Raw genomic sequence first — 18,738 nt, forward strand, 5'->3', positions numbered from 1 at the left:
AACTTTTTATTATTTTCTGTAGTTTCCATTCATATGCCGACGCAGAGGGACAAGGCGTTCCTGCTTGGACTGCTGGTGACGGTACTTTTGACGTATTCTATGTTCTGGCTTCATGAGAGGACGGTCTCCTTCTCTGGCCAGATAAGTGATGTCACACTGGACACTTGGACCTTTAACATCAACGTGAGCGACCTCTCGTGCATCCTGGGCGGGGAGAAGTTGGTGGGCTTCTACTCCTTCAGAAACAGGGGTGACCTCTTCATAGTGTTCTCCTATTCTCCGGCCGCCATGAGGAACGTTGGCTGTGACGATTTTCCGATGTCGGGTGAGTTTATCATCCAGCTCAGGCCAAGGGATGAGTCTGTTGCTATAAGGCGGGTTCTCTTCGTGGTGGAGAACGTGAGCAACGTCTCGGTGGATCCGATATTCCCCAAACAGGTGGGGTTTATGTACTTCAAAACTCCGGACGGCAGTTTTGAGGTGACCGAGACTCCCGTTCCTGGTCTCGAAATCTGGCAGGCTATCAAAGCGGAGGCGCTGAGGCCAACCTGGGGCGAGCCCCTTGACATCACCCCTCAGATTCCTCTCGATGTTCGGAGGAACGATAGAGAGGATACCATCGAGGCCAGGGTGAGGTTCAGGCTGGAAATCGAATACCTCGTAAGAACCGGGTTTTTTAAATCCGAGAAGAGGAAGATTAAAATAGAAATTCCGGCGGTTTACCGTCTGTATGGGTTTGAGGACTGCACCTACGGATGCTAACCCCGGGCCTTACCCTTTATATCCGCATCAGTTACCAGACCCTTCGCGTAGGGGCACAGCTCCCTCAGCGGGCAGGAACTGCACTTTGGCCTTATCGGGTTGCATATCCTCTTCCCGTGGTCGACCATTGCGTGGTTGACGTAGATCCACTTCTCGTAGGGGATCAGCTCCGCGAGGTACTCCTCGACCTTCTCGGGCGGAACCCTTGGTGGGGCCAGGCCGAGGCGCTTGCTTATCCTGTTCACGTGGGTGTCAACGGGTATGGCCTGCCTCCCAAAGCCATAAGCGAGAACTATATTGGCGCACTTCCTCCCGATTCCCGGGAGCTTCATAAGTTCTTTAATGTCGTCCGGAACCTTTCCTCCGTACTTTTCGAGTATTATCTGAGAAGCCTTCACTATCCACTCGCCCTTGGTCTTCCAGAGGCCGACGCCGTTCTTTCTCAAAAACTCCTGCATCTCATCGACGGGCGTTCTTGCTATCCTTTCAATACTCCCGTATTTCCTGAAAAGCTCCCTCCACACCTTGTAGGTCACCTCGTCCCTCATGCGCTGGGAGATTATGCAGTGTACCAGCGTTCTGTACGGATCGCCGATGAGGAGCTTCTCCCTCGGATAAGTTTCCATCAGAATCTCGACGATTTTTTCCGCGCGTTTTTTCTTTTCCGCCCAGCTTTCATCAAAGGTGAACTTTTCAAGGCTTAACGAGCCTGATTTTGCTTCCGCCATGGATTATCACCACTGTTCCTTTGGAGGCCCTAACTCCTTTCAGGTCATCGAACTCATCGCTATAAATCTTTTGCCCATTGTGGTTCAGAATCAGAACCTTCCTTTCGAGCACAACGACGAAGCCACCCTCAAAGGGTATTACCTCCCTAACGGGTTCATCGAACTCAAAATCAACGACCTCGATGCCTCCCCTCGAAAACTCTATCCTCGTGTTTCCCTTGACTTTCAGGGGCGAGGGCTCGGCCAGAAGAACCTTGAAGCGCAGCGGCTTTCCGAGGAGGTTCACTTCAATGTCCTCGCCGGTCCTGACCTCTATTCCCATGAGCTTGCTCCGTATGACTTCCTCGAAGTCCGCCGGAAGTTCGGCCTCGAAGAGGGGCCTCAGAACGACCCTCATGCCACCACCACTGAATCATTGTATGGGAAGGTAATAAGCGTTCCCACCGCAACCTTTTTAAGCAATATATCGTTCGATATATTTGGTGAGATAAATGGAGCGACCGAACTTTCGCGGTTACATGAAGATACTCGTGCTGGACCTCCTTCACGAGCCGAAGCACGGATACGGGATAATGTCCGAGCTGGAGAGGCTCTACGGAATAAGGCTGAGCGCCGGAACCGTGTATCCGATACTATCCTCCCTGAGGAGAAGCGGCCTCATCGAAGTCGCCGGAACGGGAGCGAGGGACAGGAAGGCCTACGTCATAACGGAGAAGGGCCGAAAGTACCTGGGGAAACACGGGGAGGAGCTTGAGGAGGCAAAGCGTAGGATGCGCGCCTACAGGGTCTTCCTCGAACTGGGAGGAGACGAGCTGAAGGCCGCCTTTAGGGAGCTGTTTGAGTCCGTTGACGAGCTGACCGAGGAGCAGAAGACGAAGATCAGGGAGCTCCTCACCGGATGCGCCAGAGAGTTGCGCCTGATCCTTCTTGGAGGTGAGTGACATGAGTGCGATTGAAGTTGAGGACCTCGTGAAAAAGTACGGCGACTTCGAAGCCGTCAAAGGGATTTCCTTCAGGGTCAGAAAAGGCGAAATATTCGCCTTCTTGGGGCCGAACGGAGCGGGAAAGACCACCACCGTCCACGTCCTGACGACCCTACTCCGGCCGACCGCTGGAAGGGCCATCGTAGCCGGCCACGACGTTGTTAAAGAGCCAATATCCGTGAGGAGGAAGATAGGGATAGTCTTTCAGGATCCCAGCGTTGATAGGGAACTTACCGCTTACGAGAACATGCTCATCCACGGCAGGATATACGGTCTGAGTGGAAATGAGCTGAAGGAGAAGATAGAACGCCTCCTAAAGTTCGTTGAGCTGTGGGAGTTCAGGGACAGGCCCGTCAAGTTCTTCTCCGGCGGAATGCAGAGGAGGCTTGAGATAGCGCGCTCGCTCCTCCACGAGCCTGAAATACTGTTCCTCGACGAGCCCACGATAGGCCTGGACCCCCAGACGAGGGCCCATATCTGGGACTACATCAGGGCCATGAAGGAGGAGCACAACATGACGATATTCCTCACCACACACTACATGGACGAGGCCGAGCAGTTGGCCGACAGGATAGCGATAATGGATCACGGGAAGATAATAGCGGAAGGAACGGCTGAAGAGCTGAAAAAGCTCGTGGGGAGCGACATTATCTACCTGAAGCTCCAAGCAAGGGAGGAACTGAAGTGCCTCAAGGCGGACTTTATCAGGGGATGCAGGCTCCTGCCGGACGGGCGGGTCAGGCTCGACGTTGAGAACGCCGCGGAGTCCCTGCCGAGGCTCTTTGAGCTTGCGGAGAGAAACGGGGTCAAAATACTTGAGGTAACCTACCACCGGCCGACCCTCAACGACGTCTTCCTCCACCTGACGGGGAGAGAGATAAGGGACGAGGGCGGCGAGCAAAACGTGGCAAAGATGATTATGAGGGCCAGGAGGAGGTGAGTGGCATGCAGGTCTTCTTCACGATGATATACCGCGAACTCAAGCGCTTTTCCCGCTCCCGCGCAAGGGTTATAGGGAGCCTCATTAACCCGCTCATCTGGCTCATCTTCTTCGGAAAGGGATGGGCCGGCGTCTTCGACAACCCCTTTGCTTCCCAGATATTTGGCGGCGTTGACTACATGACCTACCTCGTTCCGGGAATAATAGCCATGACCGTCTTTAACATGAGCTTCATGCAGGGCATAACGCTCATCTGGGACAAGCAGTTCGGCTTCCTTAAGGAGATTTTAGTGGCTCCAGCGAGCAGAACTGAGGCGATACTCGGGAGAATCACGGGAGGAGCGCTCATGGCCATGATACAGGGGGTCATAATCCTCGCGCTCAGCTTTTTCCTGGCAGACCTAAACGTGAGCGGAATCCTTCCAGCGCTTGGAATGAGCTTCCTCGTCGGGATAGCGATAGCCGGCATGGGTGTTGCCATAGCCCTCAAGATGACGAGCATGGAGGGCTTCCAGATGATCGTGACCATGATAATGCTCCCGATGACCTTCCTCAGCGGGGCGTTCTACCCGATAAGCACTATGCCGGAATGGATGCAGTGGCTGGCCAAGATAAACCCGCTGACCTATGCCGTCGACGGCTCGCGCTACTACCTGGCCGGGATTGAGCCTACCTTTGGAATCGTCACAGATTGGCTGGTTCTCATCGGCCTGGCGGCGCTGTTCGCCGGAGTTGCTGCCCTCGGCTTCAGAAAGGCAACGATGGACTGAGGGATGTACTTATTTCTCTTTTCAATCGAAACCTTTTTAATCTTTCAAGTTCTAAAAACCTCGATGCGGAATGGGTGTTGTAGCTCTCTCAACAATTCTGCTCCTCGTGGCAGTTCCGTACTTCGGCATCTATCCTGCCTACCTGTTCAGACGGGGCAGGCTTTCGGGGAACTCGCTTATCGTTTACCTGACCTTCACCTCATCCATGATTCTTATGGCAGCGGGAGCCGTGCTTAACTCCCTAACCCTCGTCCTTCTGTCTCTACTGGCCCTGGTGCTAACGGGGGTTCTGTCCCGTTTCTTCAGAAAAAGCCTTGATGAAGACATCTACTCGGTTGAAGTTAATCCCCGGGAACCGTTGAAGCTCGGGTGGTTCTTCCGGCTCGACGCTTCCCTCTGGGTGTGGCTCGCCTACAGGGTAGGTTCAACGAGGGCCGCTTTTCTGAACGTCCTCACCACATATCTTGCCGTTCTCGGGACTATAGCTCTGTTGAATTATTATCTCGGCGGCCACTTCCCCCTAAAGTCCTTCGCAGTCGTCTATGCGGTCATAATGGTTTTCCAGTTCAGAGGGTCATACAGGAGGCTCTACGAGAAAACGAAAAAAGATTGAACCTATGCCCCTCTTCTGAACTTCTCGTAACTTATTCTGAACGCCTCCAGGACAGGGAGCTTTTCCCCCGCAAAGAAGCTCAGCATCGCGCCCCCGCCGGTGGAGACGTGGCTTATGCCCGTTATGTTGTGCCGGTAGATGCTGGCTATCGAGTGACCACCCCCGACTATACTGAAGGCAGGGCTTTCACCTATCGCACTGAATACTCCGACCGTGCCTACCGCAAACTCCTCCCTCTCAAAGACGCCCATCGGCCCGTTGGCGACTATTATCTTCGCCCTCATGAGCACCTCGCGGTACTTTTCAACCGTTCTTGACCCTATATCGAGTATCGGGTGCTCGTCGAAGAGACTCTTCTCACCGCTCAGCAGGTCAATCTCAACGCGCTCGCCCTTGTAATCTATGGCAAAATCCACTGGCGTCCTGATGTACGGATAGAACTCGTCCAGTATCCCCTCCGCCCTCTCGACGAGCTCAAGGAGGCCCCGCTTTGCCATGAACTCCAGGTTGGCATCGCCAAGATGGAAGCCCTTGGCGAGGGTGAAGACGTGGGCAACAAGCCCCCCGGTGAGGATCAGGTCGGCGCGGCGGTTTCTCAGAACGTTCTCAGCAACGCGGAGTGAATCATCCACCTTTGCCCCACCGAGGACGTAGACCCTAGGCTTCTCCCCGGTCCCGTACGCCCTTGTGAGCGCCTCGACCTCCCGCTCCATTAGAAAGCCCATTATCATAGGCTTCAGCCTTGCAAAGCCCACCAGGGACGGCTGGCTTCGATGGGCGGCTGCAAAGGCATCGTTCACGACGTAGTCTATGAGCGGTGCGAGCTTTCTCACGAAAAAAGTCCTCTCACAGTCCTCAATGGGCTTGTATTTGACCTCCTCTGCCGAAAAACGGAGGTTTTCCAACATGAGTGCCTCGCCGGGTTTTAAAGCCCTGATTCTCTCGCGGGCGTACTTACCAAAGATGTCCTCGACGTATTCAACTTCCTGACCAAGGAGACGGCTCAGGATCCTAGCGTGTTCCTCGGTGGTGATGTAGTCGCCCTTGTAGGGCTTGCTCTGGTGGGTTCCTATGACGAGTTTGGCCCCGTGTTCAAGGAGGTATATTATCGTCGGGAGAACCGCCCTGAATCTGGCGTCGCTTATTATCCTCCCATCCTTAACGGGAGAGTTTAAGTCGGCCCTCAGAAACACAGTCCTGCCGTGATAGCTGAAGTCCGTGAGCCTGAACATTCCATCACCATCGCGGTGTTAAATTTCACCCGTTAAAAACTTATTTTGAACACTTCTAGTGATAATGAATTTTCGGGGAAAGAGATTTATAAAATGAGATTCAAAGGATACTCCGGTGCAGGATTTCGCTTTCATGGGTGAGAGTGATGCCGTGGACTCAGGATATAATAATGCTCGCGCCAGAGGATGTTCTCATCGAAAACGTAATCGAACTGCTGAAGAGGATGGGGTTCAGGGACTATGAAAGGGTTTCCAGCAAGAAGGAGTGGGGAATAGACATCGTGGCCATAAGGGACGACCCCATAGCAGGAATGGAGAAGCTGGTGATAGCAGTTCACAGGAAGGGGCTGGCATCTTCACGGGATGTCAACGTTTTTGCCGGGCTTGTGGACAAGTACAGGGCCGACAAGGGTATACTGATCTCAACCACAGGGTTCACCAAAGATGCCAGGGTTCTCATATCCCGCGAGTACCGGGGCAGGGTAATTCCGTGGGACGGGGAGAAGCTGGCCTCGCTGTTCCATAACTACTCCGTTGAGCCTCCCGAGGAACTTGTGAGAATGGCTGAGAACGCCAGAAAAAAGCCCGAAAAAAAGAGTGCTCTCAACGAGTTTGAGCTCGATGCTCCCCTTCTCCACGACTTCTCTGCCGAGAACGTGTTTAAAAAGGTGGCGTCCTTTGCTTCTTCCAAGTATCCGGTCAAGCCCTCCGAGATGGGCCTCCTCTCCCTTTCCGTAACCCTGTCCAGTGCGTACATATTCTCCTGGTCCCTTGAGGGGGGCAACCAGAAGGATAAGGCGGTCGTGTTCTCGGGCGATAAGATTGTCCTTCGTGCAACGGGGGATAAAAAGCTCAGCGTCTCCGTGACCAAGGCGCTTCTCAACGACGGCTCAACAATCCATGCCACCGAGAGGTTCATAGAGGTCCCGATAAGCCCGAGCGAGGCTGTTCTCATACTGAAGGAAAGGGCCGCCAAAGAACTGGGGGTCGTGGAGGGGAAAATAGCAATCCATGAGCGCAAAAAGGTCTACGTTCCGAAGCTTGCAAGGCTCGACCTAAAAGTGGGAGAGAACACTGCAAAAGCGACCGTTAATCTGGAGACCGGTGAGGTGCAGTTCGAGATAGAACCATTACCTAATGAATACTTCGTGGAGAGAACCAAGGAGGTGATCCTCAAGCAGACCGGTGAGGAAGTCCTTGAGAGGGGGCTCAAACGGGAGGGGGACAGGGTTAAAATTTCCGGCAGAACCAGGAGCTTCTATTTTGAGATCTCTTTCAACGCATACACAGGAAAGTCCCTCAGCCTCGAAGCCCTTCTGAGTGACGAGGCTCTGGACGAGCTGTTGAGGAAGGTGTACCCAGATGGGAAGGTCATGAACCTTGAGAAGGGTAGGAAGGTGGCCGTTGCAGACGTCCTCCTCGCTGACGGCATAGCGATTCTTGAGGTAGATTTGACGAACGGCCAGCACAGAGAGATTAGAAAGCTTCCTTCTCCTGATGAGGCCTTCAAAAACGCCCGGGAGGTTATAGAGGCAAACTTCCCGCTCAGGAATCTTGAGATGAAGTCCCACAGGGTGCTTGAACACAAATACCTTGAGCTGGCCCTTGAGAGCCCCGACGGAAAGGCAACCGTGAAGGTGGACGGTGCCACGGGGGACGTCCTCGATTATCTCGTGGAGATAACTCCCGAAAGAGCGAAGGAACTTGTCGCCGAGAGGTATCCAGATTTTGAGATAGTCTCGGTGGGGGGAAACGAGGCGGAGTACACACTGAAGGCTGAGAACGACAGGCACGTGGTAACCATAAGGCTGAGCAGGGACGGGAAGCTTGTCGAGGAGGTAGACCGCGTTCTTAAACGGGAGCTGGCGGAAAAGATAGCCCTGGAACGCGCCAGAGAGATTGATGAGGAGGCCGGAATAAACTCGATTTCCCTGGATGAAAACTGGAATGTGGAGTTTGCCGGAAAGACCAAAATAGGGACCCTGATTCTCCACAGAACCACAGGGGAAGTTCTCAAAGAAAACGTGCGCTTCACGGAGATGGCCATTGAGGCTATGTATCACGAACACCTGAGGAAGACCTTCGGCGAGGAAGCCCTAACAACGGAGAGGCTCACACACTACAAGGACAGGGGATACATAAACATCAAGGTTTCTGGCAGGGAGAAGTTCTACTATGCGAGGATAGACACAAAGACAGGCAAAATACTGAGCGAAGACACCTCACCGATAAAAGGAATAGCGGCAAAGCTAAAGCGGCTCCAGCTTGAGAGCAAATACAAATGATCACGTCATCAGCATGTTCTCTATCATTTTTATTGCTTCCACTATCTTCCTCTCCGGCTTCTCCTCGTTCTTAGGGATCTCCAGGTTTATAACGAGCCTCTCTTCCTTGCTGTCCTCGAAGTCGTAGACCTCAAGCTCCTCGACCTCAACGTCCTCAAAGATGCTCTCTATCTCGGGGCTGATAATCTTCTTGTCGTTGCCGTAGACCTCAACGCGCACCACGTCCTCGGTGGTGGAGGCCACCACCACTATCTCATACGCACCGACCTTTTTGGTGAACCTGAGCACGCTTCCGTAGCCCTCCACATCCTCCTTGAAGCCGAGCTGGTGCATGGTACTCCTTATAGCTTCGGTCTTGCTTTTTATCCTGTTAAGAATCCTCTCGCGGAGCTTGTAGCTCTCCAAGAGGGCCTTCTTTATCCCCTCCCCTGCCTCTTCAACCGTACCCTCCCATATGCCGATGACCTTTATTCCCGAGGAGGTTGGTTTGAGTTCTATCTTGATGGAATCAACGTCGAAGTCTCGCAGATCATCTATTTTAAGCTCGCTGAGGGTGAGGATATCAAACTCCATCCTCACGATGTTACCGAAGGCTTTGCCCTTGAACTTCACCTTCATCACCATGGAGGGCTTATGGAGATGGTTTAAAAACTCTTCCATGGGAGGTGCCGGGAGAACTGTAAATACAGGAAAAAAGAGGGGAGGGTCACTTCCTCCTCCTGAGGAGGAGTGGGACGAGTGCCAGGCCAACGAGGGCAGCCGGACCGCAGGTGCTTCCGGTAGTGCCCTGGGTGGCGCTTTCGGTGGTACTCTCGGTGGCGCTCGTTGTTGGGGTGGTCGTCTTGGCCGTTCCCCCGACGGTGTAGGTGGTCTCGGCGGTGTTGCCGTAGAAATCAGTGGCGATGACCTTGATGGTGAACTCGCTGGCGTCAACACCTGGAACCTCGGTGAAGTAGGTGGCCGAGACCTCCGCTGGCTTCATTGAGAACGCCGGGTATTCCGCTATAACCTTGCCGTCGCTTATTATCTGCACCTTCATGTCTCTGATTCCAACGTTGTCGCTGGCGCTGATGTAGACCTTGAAGGCCTTCCCCGGCTTGGGCTTGCTGGGCGAGAGGTAGCCGACCTTGACTTCAGGCGCCTTGGTGTCGGCGGACTTGACAACGGTTATCTGGCTGATTCCCTCCGGGACGGTGACGTTGAGGAGCATGTAGTATGTTCCACCTATCTCCTTCTCACCGAGAACGGTGTAGGTTATGTTGGTCGCCTGGGGGTCGACTTTGGCTCCGGCAGGTATCTGGAGGACTATCGGGCCGCTTATGCTCTTGCCGAGCTCGTTGACGAACTTAACCGCCGTCCCGTCCTCTCCGTCCTGGCGGAAGACGATGAACTTCTGCGGAACCGGAAGCGAAACTGGCTTGTCCTTTTCGAAGAGGTTGCTGACAAACGGGAACTCAACGGTGCCGTTGTCGTAGACGTATATTATCTGGGAGCCGTACCAGCTGGGCTTGGTGTAGCCGAGCTTCTTGTCGGTCTCGCTCGGCGGGTTGCTGGTCTTGTCGGGGGCGCCGGTGGTGGTGAGTGCATAGAACCAGTGCTTCTCACCGTTTTTGTCAATGTAGAGGACGGGCTTGTCCTTGTGGATGTGGCCGCTGAGGATGAGCCTGACGTTGTAATTCTCGACCATCTGGAGGAAGTACCTGGCTATGTCCTCGTACTCGCCGTTCCTGCCAACCCAGTCCCAGCTGGCGAGCTTCTTTATCTGCTGCCAGTCGTTGTCGTCAAAGGCAGTGAGGTTCTCAACCACTCCACCGTTGAGCCTGCTTATGTACCAGAAGGGGTGGTGGACGAGGATTATGGGTATCTTGCCGGGGTGGCTCTTAAGGACTTCCTCCATCCACTTGAGCTGCTCCATGTCCGGGTGCCTCTCCTCACCGCGGCTGTCGAGGCCTATGATGAGGAAGTTCCCGATGACCCTGTAGAAGTAGCTCGGGCCGACGTACTTGTTGTAGTACTTCGGCGGGTGGTCGTGGTTGCCCTTGACGGCTATGAAGGGAGTTCCAGCGGCCGTTGCGTGGAGGATTGTATTGTCAAGAAGCTCATAACCAGCCCTGTCGCCGTTGGTGTCGACGTCATCACCAGTGGCGAGGATGATGTTTATGACGTTTGTCCCATCCTGGCCAACCATACCGTAGTAGGTCATGAAGCTGTCGGTTGCGGTGTAGCTGTGGAGTGCTATCGGGCTCTTGCAGTACTCAAGAATGCCAGTGAGGCTCTTCTGGAAGTAGTCGCCGCAGACGAATCCCATCTTCGACCCGCTCGTCACGTGGAGGTCACTGCCCTGGGCTATCCTGAGAACCGTCGGGGCCTTTTTCATGACCCATACGCCGTTGGGGATCGTGATCTCGCCCTTGTCGCTCTTGACCGTGAGGAAGTAGACGTCCGGCTCAACGTTTTCGGGTATTTTAGCCTTGACAACCCCGTTCTCCGTTCCGACGATCTCCAGATTATACGGACCGTGCAGTATTGAAACTATCTGCAGTTCCTGGATTGTAACGCCCTCCGCGGGATATATCTCCACGATGTCACCCGGCATGCCTATCACAGGCGTTCCCGGCAGGGGCTGAATCAGGATGTCTCCAGGGGTGGCTGGAGTTGCTGCCCACACCGTGCTCGCTGGAACCGCTGCCAGGGTAAAAAGGGCTATCAACAGGGGGATTATTTTCCTGCCCAGCATAGCATCACCAAAAACATCGTTGTAAAAATAGGTTATAAGCTTTCCTTTGCAGGAGTCTCTGTGGAATTCTGGCCAAAACTGGCCTTCGCGGTTTCAATCATCCTTCTGGCAACCTCGGAACGTCCACCAAAGCGTTTATACATAAGGTAGTTCAACATCACATCATCGTAGAGCCTCTTTGCAACGTCGAGTTTTCCCTTCCTGACTGCCACAAGGAGTCTTGTGAGGTGAACCGCCATCTCAATGAGGTGAAAGTCTGCCCTGCTTATCGGCCTCGGCGGCAGGGTACCATCAATCTCACCCACTGGGATAAGGCTACACTTCAGAACGGTGGTCGACCCCAGTTCGTCATAATGAGGCTCCTCCAGAAACTCAACCCGCCCGTAAACACCCGGAAGGCCCGCTATCCAGCGGTAACCATGCCTATCTTTGAACTCAATCTCCGCCGGAAAGTTGAGGGCGAGTTTAACAATGAGTTCCACGTCGTTGGTTACCTGTATCGAGGCCCTGGGGTGGTCTTTTATCTCCCCTGCGCTCTTCCCCCCGAAGAGCTTGAAAAACAGTCTATTCCCCCTCCTGATGACACCTACTGGGGTTACGTTCGACATCGTGACGAGCAGAACCTCGTAAATCTGACCCTCGTTGAAGAAGTCAATGAGCCCCATGGAACCACCAAAGGAAAGTAGAAAAGGGGAATTTAAAGCTGCTGCTTCGGCAGGACGATGATGTCGTCCCTGTTCACATAGAACGTTACCGGTTGCGTGGGCCTGAGCCCTCCGACGTCCCTGTCGCTGATGGTTCTGGCTATGATCCTCGTCTCGCCGAAGAGGCCGACGACCTCAATGAAGAAGCCGTAGTACTCGACGAGGTCAACGGTTCCGGTGAATGAAACCGCGTTCTCGACCGGTTTGAGCTTTATCCTCTCTGGCCTGATGACTATGACGACGTCGTCGCTCTTTTCAGTGTAATAGAGGCCGTCCAGCCTTATTCCTTCGAATTCAACAGTGACCTTGTCGCCGTCCCTCTCCACGACCTTGGCGGGGATGACGTTGGTCTTGCCCATGAATGAAGCGACGAATTCCGTCCTCGGGCTCTCGTATATCTCCCTTGGAGTTCCGACCTGCTCGACGGTGCCGACGTTCATGACCGCTATTCTGTCGCTTATCGCCATGGCCTCCTCCTGGTCGTGGGTGACGTAGATGACGGTGATGCCCAGCTCGCGCTGAATCCTCCTGATCTCGGAACGCATCTCAAGTCTGAGTTTGGCATCGAGGTTGCTCAGCGGCTCGTCGAGGAGGAGAACCTTCGGCTCGACAACCAATGCTCTGGCTATTGCAACACGCTGCTGCTGACCACCGGAAAGCTGGGTTGGATATCTGTCCTCGAAACCGCGGAGCTTGACGAGGTCAAGGGCCCACTCGACTTTCTTCCGTATCTCTTCCTTGGGGAGCTTCTTGAGCTTGAGGCCGTAGGCGACGTTGTCAAAGACCGTCATGTGCGGCCAGAGGGCGTAGTTCTGGAAGACGAGCACCGCTCCACGCTTGCTGGATGGTAGGTATGTGACCTCATCGTCGCCGAAGTATATTGTCCCGCTGTCCGGGAAGTCCAAGCCTGCTATGATTCTCAGTGTCGTTGACTTCCCACACCCGCTCGGTCCGAGCAGGGTAAAGAGCTCTCCCGCTTTTATGTGGAGGTTTATCCCTTTAAGGGCGACCGTTTCTCCGAAAGTTTTAACGATGTTCTCAAGCTTGACGTCAACCATTTCAACCACCTCATGTGAGACCTATGAAGGAGTACCTCTGCTTGGTTATCACGTTGGCAAGGACTATGGCTATGATCTGCACCGTCATGAGGAACACACCGAGTGCCGCTGCCAGGTTGGCGCTTCCGACGGCGCTGGTCATGAGCTCGACCATTCTTGCCGTTATCGGATAGTAGTCAGGGTTGATGGAACCCAGGGTGATGCCGACGCTGGTCTCGCTCATACAGTAGACGAAGCTCAGCATTGCCCCTCCGAGGAGGTTGAGGAGTATCAGGGGTATGAGGATTCCGGTTAGGGCCTTCCACCTGCTGGCACCGAGGTTGAGGGCAACTTCCTCAAGCGAGACGTGAACCTGCTGGATTCCTGCGGAGATGGAGCGCGCCGCGAAGGGCAGACGTCTGATTGAGTACGCCAGCACCAGCACCATGGCCGGGTTGAAGCCGAGCAGGTTGGTCGGGTCGAGGGGCGTGTCGGGGAACACCTTGGCGAAGAAGAAGAAGTAGCTCATGGCAATGACTATTCCCGGAACCGCTATCGGGATGGTCGCGAGGCTGTCGAGCACAGGGCCGAGTTTGCTCTTCTTGAACCTGCTGGAGGCGTATGAGGCAGTGAGGGATAGAAGGATTATGACCACTATGGCCACGGTTGAGTACATGACACTGTTAAGGATCACCCTCTCGATGTCGGGCTGGGTTATGATGCTCTTTATGTGTGCCGTGGTAAAGCCGTCGGGCCACGTGCCGGCCCAGCTTTTGCTGAAGGCCAGAAGGACGACGCCCACCTGGGGGAATATGGAGATGAGGAGCATCGGCAGGACTACAAAGTATATGAGGACGGCCTGCCAGCCCTTGGGCTTAGCCACACGGGGCTTCCACCTTCCGCCCTTGCTGAGCATCGCGTACTGCCGCATGCTGACGTACTTCCTGATACCGAGGAACATGAGTATCGCTATCGTGAGCATTATCAAAGCGAGTGCCGCGAGCTGTGGGCTGCCGACGTTGAAGCCGCTGGTGAACGCGCTGTAGATTTGGAATGACATGAGCTTCCTCGCGAGCGGGTTGCCCTGGAAGACTATCGGCGCAGCAAGGTCCTCAAGGCTGAATATGCCGACGAGGGTCGCTCCGGCCGCGATTCCCGGCAACGCAAGGGGGAACGTCACCGTCCTGAAGAGATGGAACCCCCTGCTTCCGAGGTTCTCCGCCTGCTCCTCAAGGGTCGGGTCAATGTTGATGAAGCTGGCATAGGCGTTGAGGTAGACTATCGGGTAGTACGTCATGGTCTGGGCGACGATTACACCGATGAGGCCGTCGATAACGATTCTGTGCGGGAACACATGGAGGATGTCATAGAAGATCCAGTTGATGAGCCCGTCCGGGAGGAACATCTTCTTAACGATGAAGACGTTCACGAACGGAGTGACGAGAAGCGGTACGAAGAGCAGGATTCTGACGATGTTTTTACCCGGAAAGTCGTAGCGGGCCATGACGAAGGCGAAGATCGTCCCCAGAATCGTCGTCAGTATCATGACGCTGACGGACACTATTATTGAGTTCAGGATGACGCCGAAGTCCACGCCCTGGACGTAGTATATCTGCTCACCGTTGGGCATCGTTATCAGTTGCGAGAACGTCCCTTCGGGGCGGAAGCTGATGTAGTAATCCGAGGTCAGTATGCTCGTGAACCAGTGGAGGGAAAAGCTGCCGTTGTACTCAAAGGCCACCGCCAGCATTGCCAGCACGGGGATTATCAGGAACGCCACGAGGTACAGAAGGGGTATCATGAACGACGCAGTCACAACAGGGTCGAAAATAGGCGTTCCAAAGAGCCTCTCGCTCCACTTGCTAACTCTCATGGGTTATCGACCTCCCGTTCTCTTTGTGTATGTGCAACACTCCTTTGCTTCTCGCATGGTCTCAAGGGCCATATTTAAACGTTTCCAAAGCATTCTTGCGCTGGACACATAGAAATTAGGAAAGGCAAAAAGGGAGAATTTCCAGAAAAATGTCAAACTCACCCGGTGATCTGCTTGAGATCCTGGAGCACCTTGTTGTACTTGTCCATCGCCGCCTGGCGCCATGCCTGGACGAGCTGGTCCTGGAAGTTCCTGTCCTTCACAATCCTGTCGTTGATGCTCTTGGCGTACTCCTCGGTGAAGGTGACGGTCTTGCCGGTCTCCGGATCCTTGAACTGTATCGGCGCGGTAAGTTCGTCCTTAAGCTGCTCGAACTGCTCCTTGGTTATCTTTCCGTCCCTGTAGGCCTGGACTATGGCAACCCATGCGTTGTGGAGCTGCTGGTTCGGATCAACGAGGGTTGCCTTGAAGTAGTACTGAAGGGCACTCACAGTTTCGAGGGCCCTCTTGTCATCGAACGGGATTCCCTGGGCGCTGGTGGCGTCCTGGTATGCTTTCTTGAGGGCTGGCCTGGCCTCGCCGTAGGTCTGACCCTCGTGCTGGCCCTTGAATATAACGTCCGCGTAGATCTTGGTTATCTTCATGTCAAATATCTGCGGGTTGATGGGCAGCCTGTTGACGTCAGGGCTCATCCAGACGGCCTGGCCCTCGGTGAGAACCCAGTAGATGAAGGCCTGGGCCGCCTCGGGGTGCTGTGCCTTGGCGAGGAGTGCTATCGGGTCGCCGTTGATGATGCTCTCTCCCTTTGGAACGACATAGAGACAGTCAGGGTTCTGCTGCATGGCAGTGTACCCGTAGAAGTCTATTGTGTTTCCGGCGGCAATCTCGCCGTTGATGACGGCGTCCCTAACGGCATCGCTTGCCATATACACCTTGGAGTTGGCCGCTATGAGTGTCATGATGCGCCATCCCTGGTCCCATCCAAAGGCCTGGAGGATGATCTGGTATATCCTGGTGTTAGAGGTGCTCCTCGTCGGGTCGGCTATGCCGTACTGCGGTGGGTCAAGAGCCCAGTCCTCACTGGCAACGTCCTCCCACTTCTCGGGCATCTTGAGGTTCCACTTGGCGAGCTGCTTCTTATTGACTGTGAAACCGAAGGATGAAAGTGCCGCGGCAATCCAGTAAACCTTGTCCCCGTCCTTTCTAACCATGGGCATTCCGGCGAGCTCGGTCGGTATCGGATTGCCAAGGAGGTCGAGTACTTTCTTATCAGTTATCGGAGCGAGATAGCCTGCTTTATACAGGTCATCGAAGAGAGTCGGTCCTCCTCCCCAGCCGACATCGGCGCCCTTCTGGATGTAGCTGGGCCAGAGGCTCTCCGGAACCTTGATGAACTTGAGATCCTTTATGTTGTACTGCTTGGCTATGTCGCTCTGAAGGAAGGCCTGCTTTACCATGTACTGGATGGTCGCATCGTGCCTTGTGACGACGACGAGGGTTATGCCCTCGCCAGAAGTCCCTGTGGAGGTCTCCCCTCCGCCTATACATCCACTGGCCACTATGCTGAGTGCAAGAAGAAAGATTATACCCACCGACACGATCTTTTTCATTTTTACCACCCTGCTATGTCAATCAGCTGAAGTTGGCAAAACACAATAAAAAATTAATGGTTCAAATGACAAAAGAAAGGAAGGGAATCACTTCCTCCTCCTGAGGAGGAGTGGGACGAGTGCCAGGCCAACAAGGGCAGCCGGACCGCAGGTGCTGCCTCCGGTTTCACCGCCTTCAGTGGTTTCGCTGCCAGTTTCGGAGGTCTCGCTGGTCGTTTCGCTTGCGGTCTCCTTGCCGAGCTCGCCCTGGACGTAGACTGCCCACTTGATGAAGTTGGAGACGAACTGCGGGCCGTCGAGCTTGACCCCGTGGTACTCGGGTGCCCACATTGGCTCGTAGCCACCGTAGGGAGTCTCACCGCTGACTATGAGGACGTTCTTCATGTCGGGGAAGAGCTGGACTGCCATGAGCGGGAACTGGCCGGTGTCGCCGGCAGTGTAAGCGTTAGCAGCCGGGTCGGTGTTCTCAACGATCTGGCCGTCCTTACTGCTGGTGACGATCACATAGATGTTCTCAATGCCGCCTCCGACAGGGAGGGGCTTCCAGTCGCCGTTCTCGTCGTAGTAAGCGACAACACCCGGACCGTGGAAGAGGACCTTTCCGCCGTTGGCGAGGTCCTTGGTTATCATGTCCTTCTCGGGAGTGTCCGGGTCGGGGTTAACGAGGCCGATGACACGGTATCCGGCACCGGCGTTGCTGGTTGCGTCCTCAACTGAAGCCTGGTCAACGCGCAGGTTGGCGCCGATGGCGTCAAGAATGGTGTCAGCAAAGTCAATCCTGTTCGGGCCGTCTCCATAGTCGGAATCAGCGGCGACCCAGAGAATCCTGTTGCCATCGTTCCACCACTGGACGATGGCCTGTATTTCATCCGGGCTGAAGGCCTGGCTCGGCTGTCCGAGGATAAGGAAGTCAACGTCCTTAATAGCGTCGTAGGTTATCTTGTCCCCAACGTTCTGGATTCCAAGCGTGTCGGCAACGGCAGGGTCGCCGATGTAGACCCAGTTGAAGTCGCTGAGGGTCTTTATCATTCCCTCCGCGAGGACGTTGCCGTCCCTGTCGGTCAGAACTGCCAGTCCCTTGTCGCTCTCGCCGTGGGCGAGGTCAACGCCGATTGTCGTTGCACTTGCCATGGCAAAACCAAAAACACCAAAGAACACAAACACTGCCATTATTATTGCAGCCTTCCTCATGGTATCACCGGGTTATTTACGCTCCATGAAGTTATAAATCTTATGAATCCGAACTTTAACAGCCTGGAAAAACTTCCGTAAAGTCCTTAAAGGCTTGCATCGTTTTCGCTTCAGGTGGTGAGTATGGATATTGAGAAGAAAATAGAACTTATCAAGAGGAAGCCCACGGAAGAACTCCTGACGGAGGAGAACCTCAGGCACCTGCTTGAAGTCGGTGTCCCCATGCAGCACTACATCGGATTCGAGATAAGCGGTTACATTCACCTCGGAACCGGACTTATGGCCGGAGCAAAGATAGCCGACCTCCAGAAGGCTGGAATCAAGACGAGAATTTTCCTCGCCGACTGGCACAGCTGGATAAACGACAAGCTCGGTGGAGACCTTGAGGTCATCCAGAAGGTCGCGCTGAGCTACTTCAAGGAGGGAATGAAGCAGAGCATAAAGGTCATGGGCGGCGACCCGGAGAAGGTCGAGTTCGTTCTGGCCAGCGAGATACTGGAGAAGGGCGACTACTGGCAGACCGTCATAGACATCTCCAAGAACGTCACCCTCGCGAGAATGATGCGCTCGATAACGATAATGGGGCGTCAGATGGGTGAGGCCATAGACTTTGCCAAGCTCATCTACCCGGCGATGCAGGTGGCGGACATCTTCTACCAGGGGGTCACGATAGCCCACGCTGGAATGGACCAGAGGAAGGCGCACGTCATAGCCATCGAAGTTGCCCAGAAGCTCAAGTACCACGCCCTCGAATGGAACGGCGAGAAGCTCAAGCCGGTCGCTCTGCACCACCACCTTCTCCTGGGCCTTCAGGAGCCGCCGGTCTGGCCGATAGAGGACGAGGAGAAGTTCAAGGAGCTGAAGACCCAGATGAAGATGAGCAAGAGCAAGCCTTACTCGGCCGTTTTCATCCACGATACGCCGGAGGAGATAAAGCAAAAACTCAGGAAGGCATTCTGCCCTGCCAGGGAGGTCAAATACAGCCCCGTCCTCGACTGGGCCGAGTACATAATCTTCCGCGAGGAGCCGACCGAGTTCACTATCCACCGCCCGGCCAAGTTCGGCGGCGACGTTACCTACACGACCATTGAGGAGCTCAAGAAGGACTTCGCCGAGGGTAAGCTTCACCCGCTCGACCTCAAGAACGCCGTCGCCGAGTACCTCATCGAACTCCTCAAGCCGGTCAGGGACTACTTCGAGAGGAATCCAGAGCCGCTTGAGCTGATGCGGGAGATAAAAATCACCCGCTGATTTTTTTCCTTCCCTTTTAGCT

17 protein-coding genes are annotated in these 18,738 nt (G+C 54.5%); 7 read left to right on the forward strand and 10 right to left on the reverse strand.

The annotated features are described in order from the left end of the window. The first annotated feature begins 33 nt into the window (after positions 1-33). Entirely contained in the window at positions 34-762 is a 729-nt protein-coding gene (locus tag NUS69_RS01020; RefSeq protein WP_258084033.1) for a hypothetical protein, read from the forward strand. Here the strand turns inward: NUS69_RS01020 and NUS69_RS01025 are convergent. Together NUS69_RS01025 and NUS69_RS01030 are read right to left on the reverse strand one after the other, a co-directional pair. Beyond that, a complete protein-coding gene (locus NUS69_RS01025) occupies positions 759-1,490 on the reverse strand; it encodes an endonuclease III domain-containing protein (protein WP_258084034.1) in 732 nt (243 codons plus the stop codon). The genes NUS69_RS01020 and NUS69_RS01025 overlap by 4 nt on opposite strands. After that, a complete protein-coding gene (locus NUS69_RS01030) occupies positions 1,456-1,887 on the reverse strand; it encodes a DUF6849 domain-containing protein (RefSeq protein ID WP_258084035.1) in 432 nt (143 codons plus the stop codon). The genes NUS69_RS01025 and NUS69_RS01030 overlap by 35 nt, the downstream gene beginning before the upstream one ends. Before the next feature lie 94 nt (positions 1,888-1,981). Here NUS69_RS01030 and NUS69_RS01035 point away from each other — a divergent pair, with 94 nt between their 5' ends. The 4 genes from NUS69_RS01035 to NUS69_RS01050 all read left to right on the forward strand — a co-directional run bounded on the left by NUS69_RS01035 (position 1,982) and on the right by NUS69_RS01050 (position 4,796). Continuing rightward, positions 1,982-2,431 carry a PadR family transcriptional regulator gene (locus NUS69_RS01035; protein ID WP_258084036.1) on the forward strand — a complete coding sequence of 150 codons (450 nt, stop codon included), beginning with the start codon at positions 1,982-1,984 and terminating at the stop codon, positions 2,429-2,431. Between the two features lies 1 nt (position 2,432). Next, positions 2,433-3,413: an ATP-binding cassette domain-containing protein gene (locus NUS69_RS01040; RefSeq protein WP_258084037.1), complete on the forward strand. Its 981-nt coding sequence runs from the start codon at positions 2,433-2,435 to the stop codon at positions 3,411-3,413. A 5-nt stretch (positions 3,414-3,418) separates the two neighbouring features. Beyond that, positions 3,419-4,183 carry an ABC transporter permease gene (locus NUS69_RS01045; RefSeq protein WP_258084038.1) on the forward strand — a complete coding sequence of 255 codons (765 nt, stop codon included), beginning with the start codon at positions 3,419-3,421 and terminating at the stop codon, positions 4,181-4,183. A gap of 70 nt (positions 4,184-4,253) precedes the next feature. Then, positions 4,254-4,796, forward strand: a complete 543-nt coding sequence (locus tag NUS69_RS01050) for a hypothetical protein (protein WP_258084039.1) — start codon at positions 4,254-4,256, stop codon at positions 4,794-4,796. Positions 4,797-4,798: 2 nt separating this feature from the next. Here the strand turns inward: NUS69_RS01050 and NUS69_RS01055 are convergent, their stop codons facing one another. Continuing rightward, positions 4,799-6,028 carry a phosphoglycerate kinase gene (locus NUS69_RS01055; protein ID WP_258084040.1) on the reverse strand — a complete coding sequence of 410 codons (1,230 nt, stop codon included), beginning with the start codon at positions 6,026-6,028 and terminating at the stop codon, positions 4,799-4,801. 146 nt (positions 6,029-6,174) lie between these two features. Here NUS69_RS01055 and NUS69_RS01060 point away from each other — a divergent pair, with 146 nt between their 5' ends. After that, positions 6,175-8,313, forward strand: coding sequence for a restriction endonuclease (locus NUS69_RS01060; RefSeq protein WP_258084041.1), 2,139 nt, complete (start codon positions 6,175-6,177; stop codon positions 8,311-8,313). Here the strand turns inward: NUS69_RS01060 and NUS69_RS01065 are convergent, their stop codons facing one another. The 7 genes from NUS69_RS01065 to NUS69_RS01095 all read right to left on the reverse strand — a co-directional run bounded on the left by NUS69_RS01065 (position 8,314) and on the right by NUS69_RS01095 (position 17,465). Beyond that, entirely contained in the window at positions 8,314-8,937 is a 624-nt protein-coding gene (locus NUS69_RS01065) for a hypothetical protein (protein WP_258084042.1), read from the reverse strand. 82 nt (positions 8,938-9,019) lie between these two features. Next, positions 9,020-11,050: a metallophosphoesterase gene (locus tag NUS69_RS01070; protein ID WP_258084043.1), complete on the reverse strand. Its 2,031-nt coding sequence runs from the start codon at positions 11,048-11,050 to the stop codon at positions 9,020-9,022. Positions 11,051-11,082: 32 nt separating this feature from the next. Beyond that, positions 11,083-11,715, reverse strand: a complete 633-nt coding sequence (locus tag NUS69_RS01075; protein WP_258084044.1) for a DUF447 domain-containing protein — start codon at positions 11,713-11,715, stop codon at positions 11,083-11,085. Positions 11,716-11,747: 32 nt separating this feature from the next. After that, positions 11,748-12,812 (reverse strand): ABC transporter ATP-binding protein, encoded by a 1,065-nt coding sequence (locus NUS69_RS01080; protein WP_258084045.1) that lies wholly within the window; start codon positions 12,810-12,812, stop codon positions 11,748-11,750. Positions 12,813-12,822: 10 nt separating this feature from the next. Then, on the reverse strand, positions 12,823-14,664 hold the full coding sequence (locus tag NUS69_RS01085; RefSeq protein ID WP_258084046.1) for an ABC transporter permease: 1,842 nt from the start codon (positions 14,662-14,664) through the stop codon (positions 12,823-12,825). A 158-nt stretch (positions 14,665-14,822) separates the two neighbouring features. Then, complete coding sequence (locus tag NUS69_RS01090; RefSeq protein ID WP_258084047.1) at positions 14,823-16,274, reverse strand: ABC transporter substrate-binding protein; 1,452 nt, start codon at positions 16,272-16,274, stop codon at positions 14,823-14,825. Positions 16,275-16,361: 87 nt separating this feature from the next. Beyond that, positions 16,362-17,465 (reverse strand): CGP-CTERM sorting domain-containing protein, encoded by a 1,104-nt coding sequence (locus NUS69_RS01095; protein WP_258084048.1) that lies wholly within the window; start codon positions 17,463-17,465, stop codon positions 16,362-16,364. A gap of 123 nt (positions 17,466-17,588) precedes the next feature. On the opposite strand from NUS69_RS01095, the gene NUS69_RS01100 reads away from it, so the two are divergent. Then, complete coding sequence (locus NUS69_RS01100; RefSeq protein WP_258084861.1) at positions 17,589-18,716, forward strand: tyrosine--tRNA ligase; 1,128 nt, start codon at positions 17,589-17,591, stop codon at positions 18,714-18,716. Positions 18,717-18,738 lie beyond the last annotated feature (22 nt).

This window comes from Thermococcus thermotolerans (assembly GCF_024707485.1).
Lineage (GTDB): Archaea > Methanobacteriota_B > Thermococci > Thermococcales > Thermococcaceae > Thermococcus > Thermococcus thermotolerans.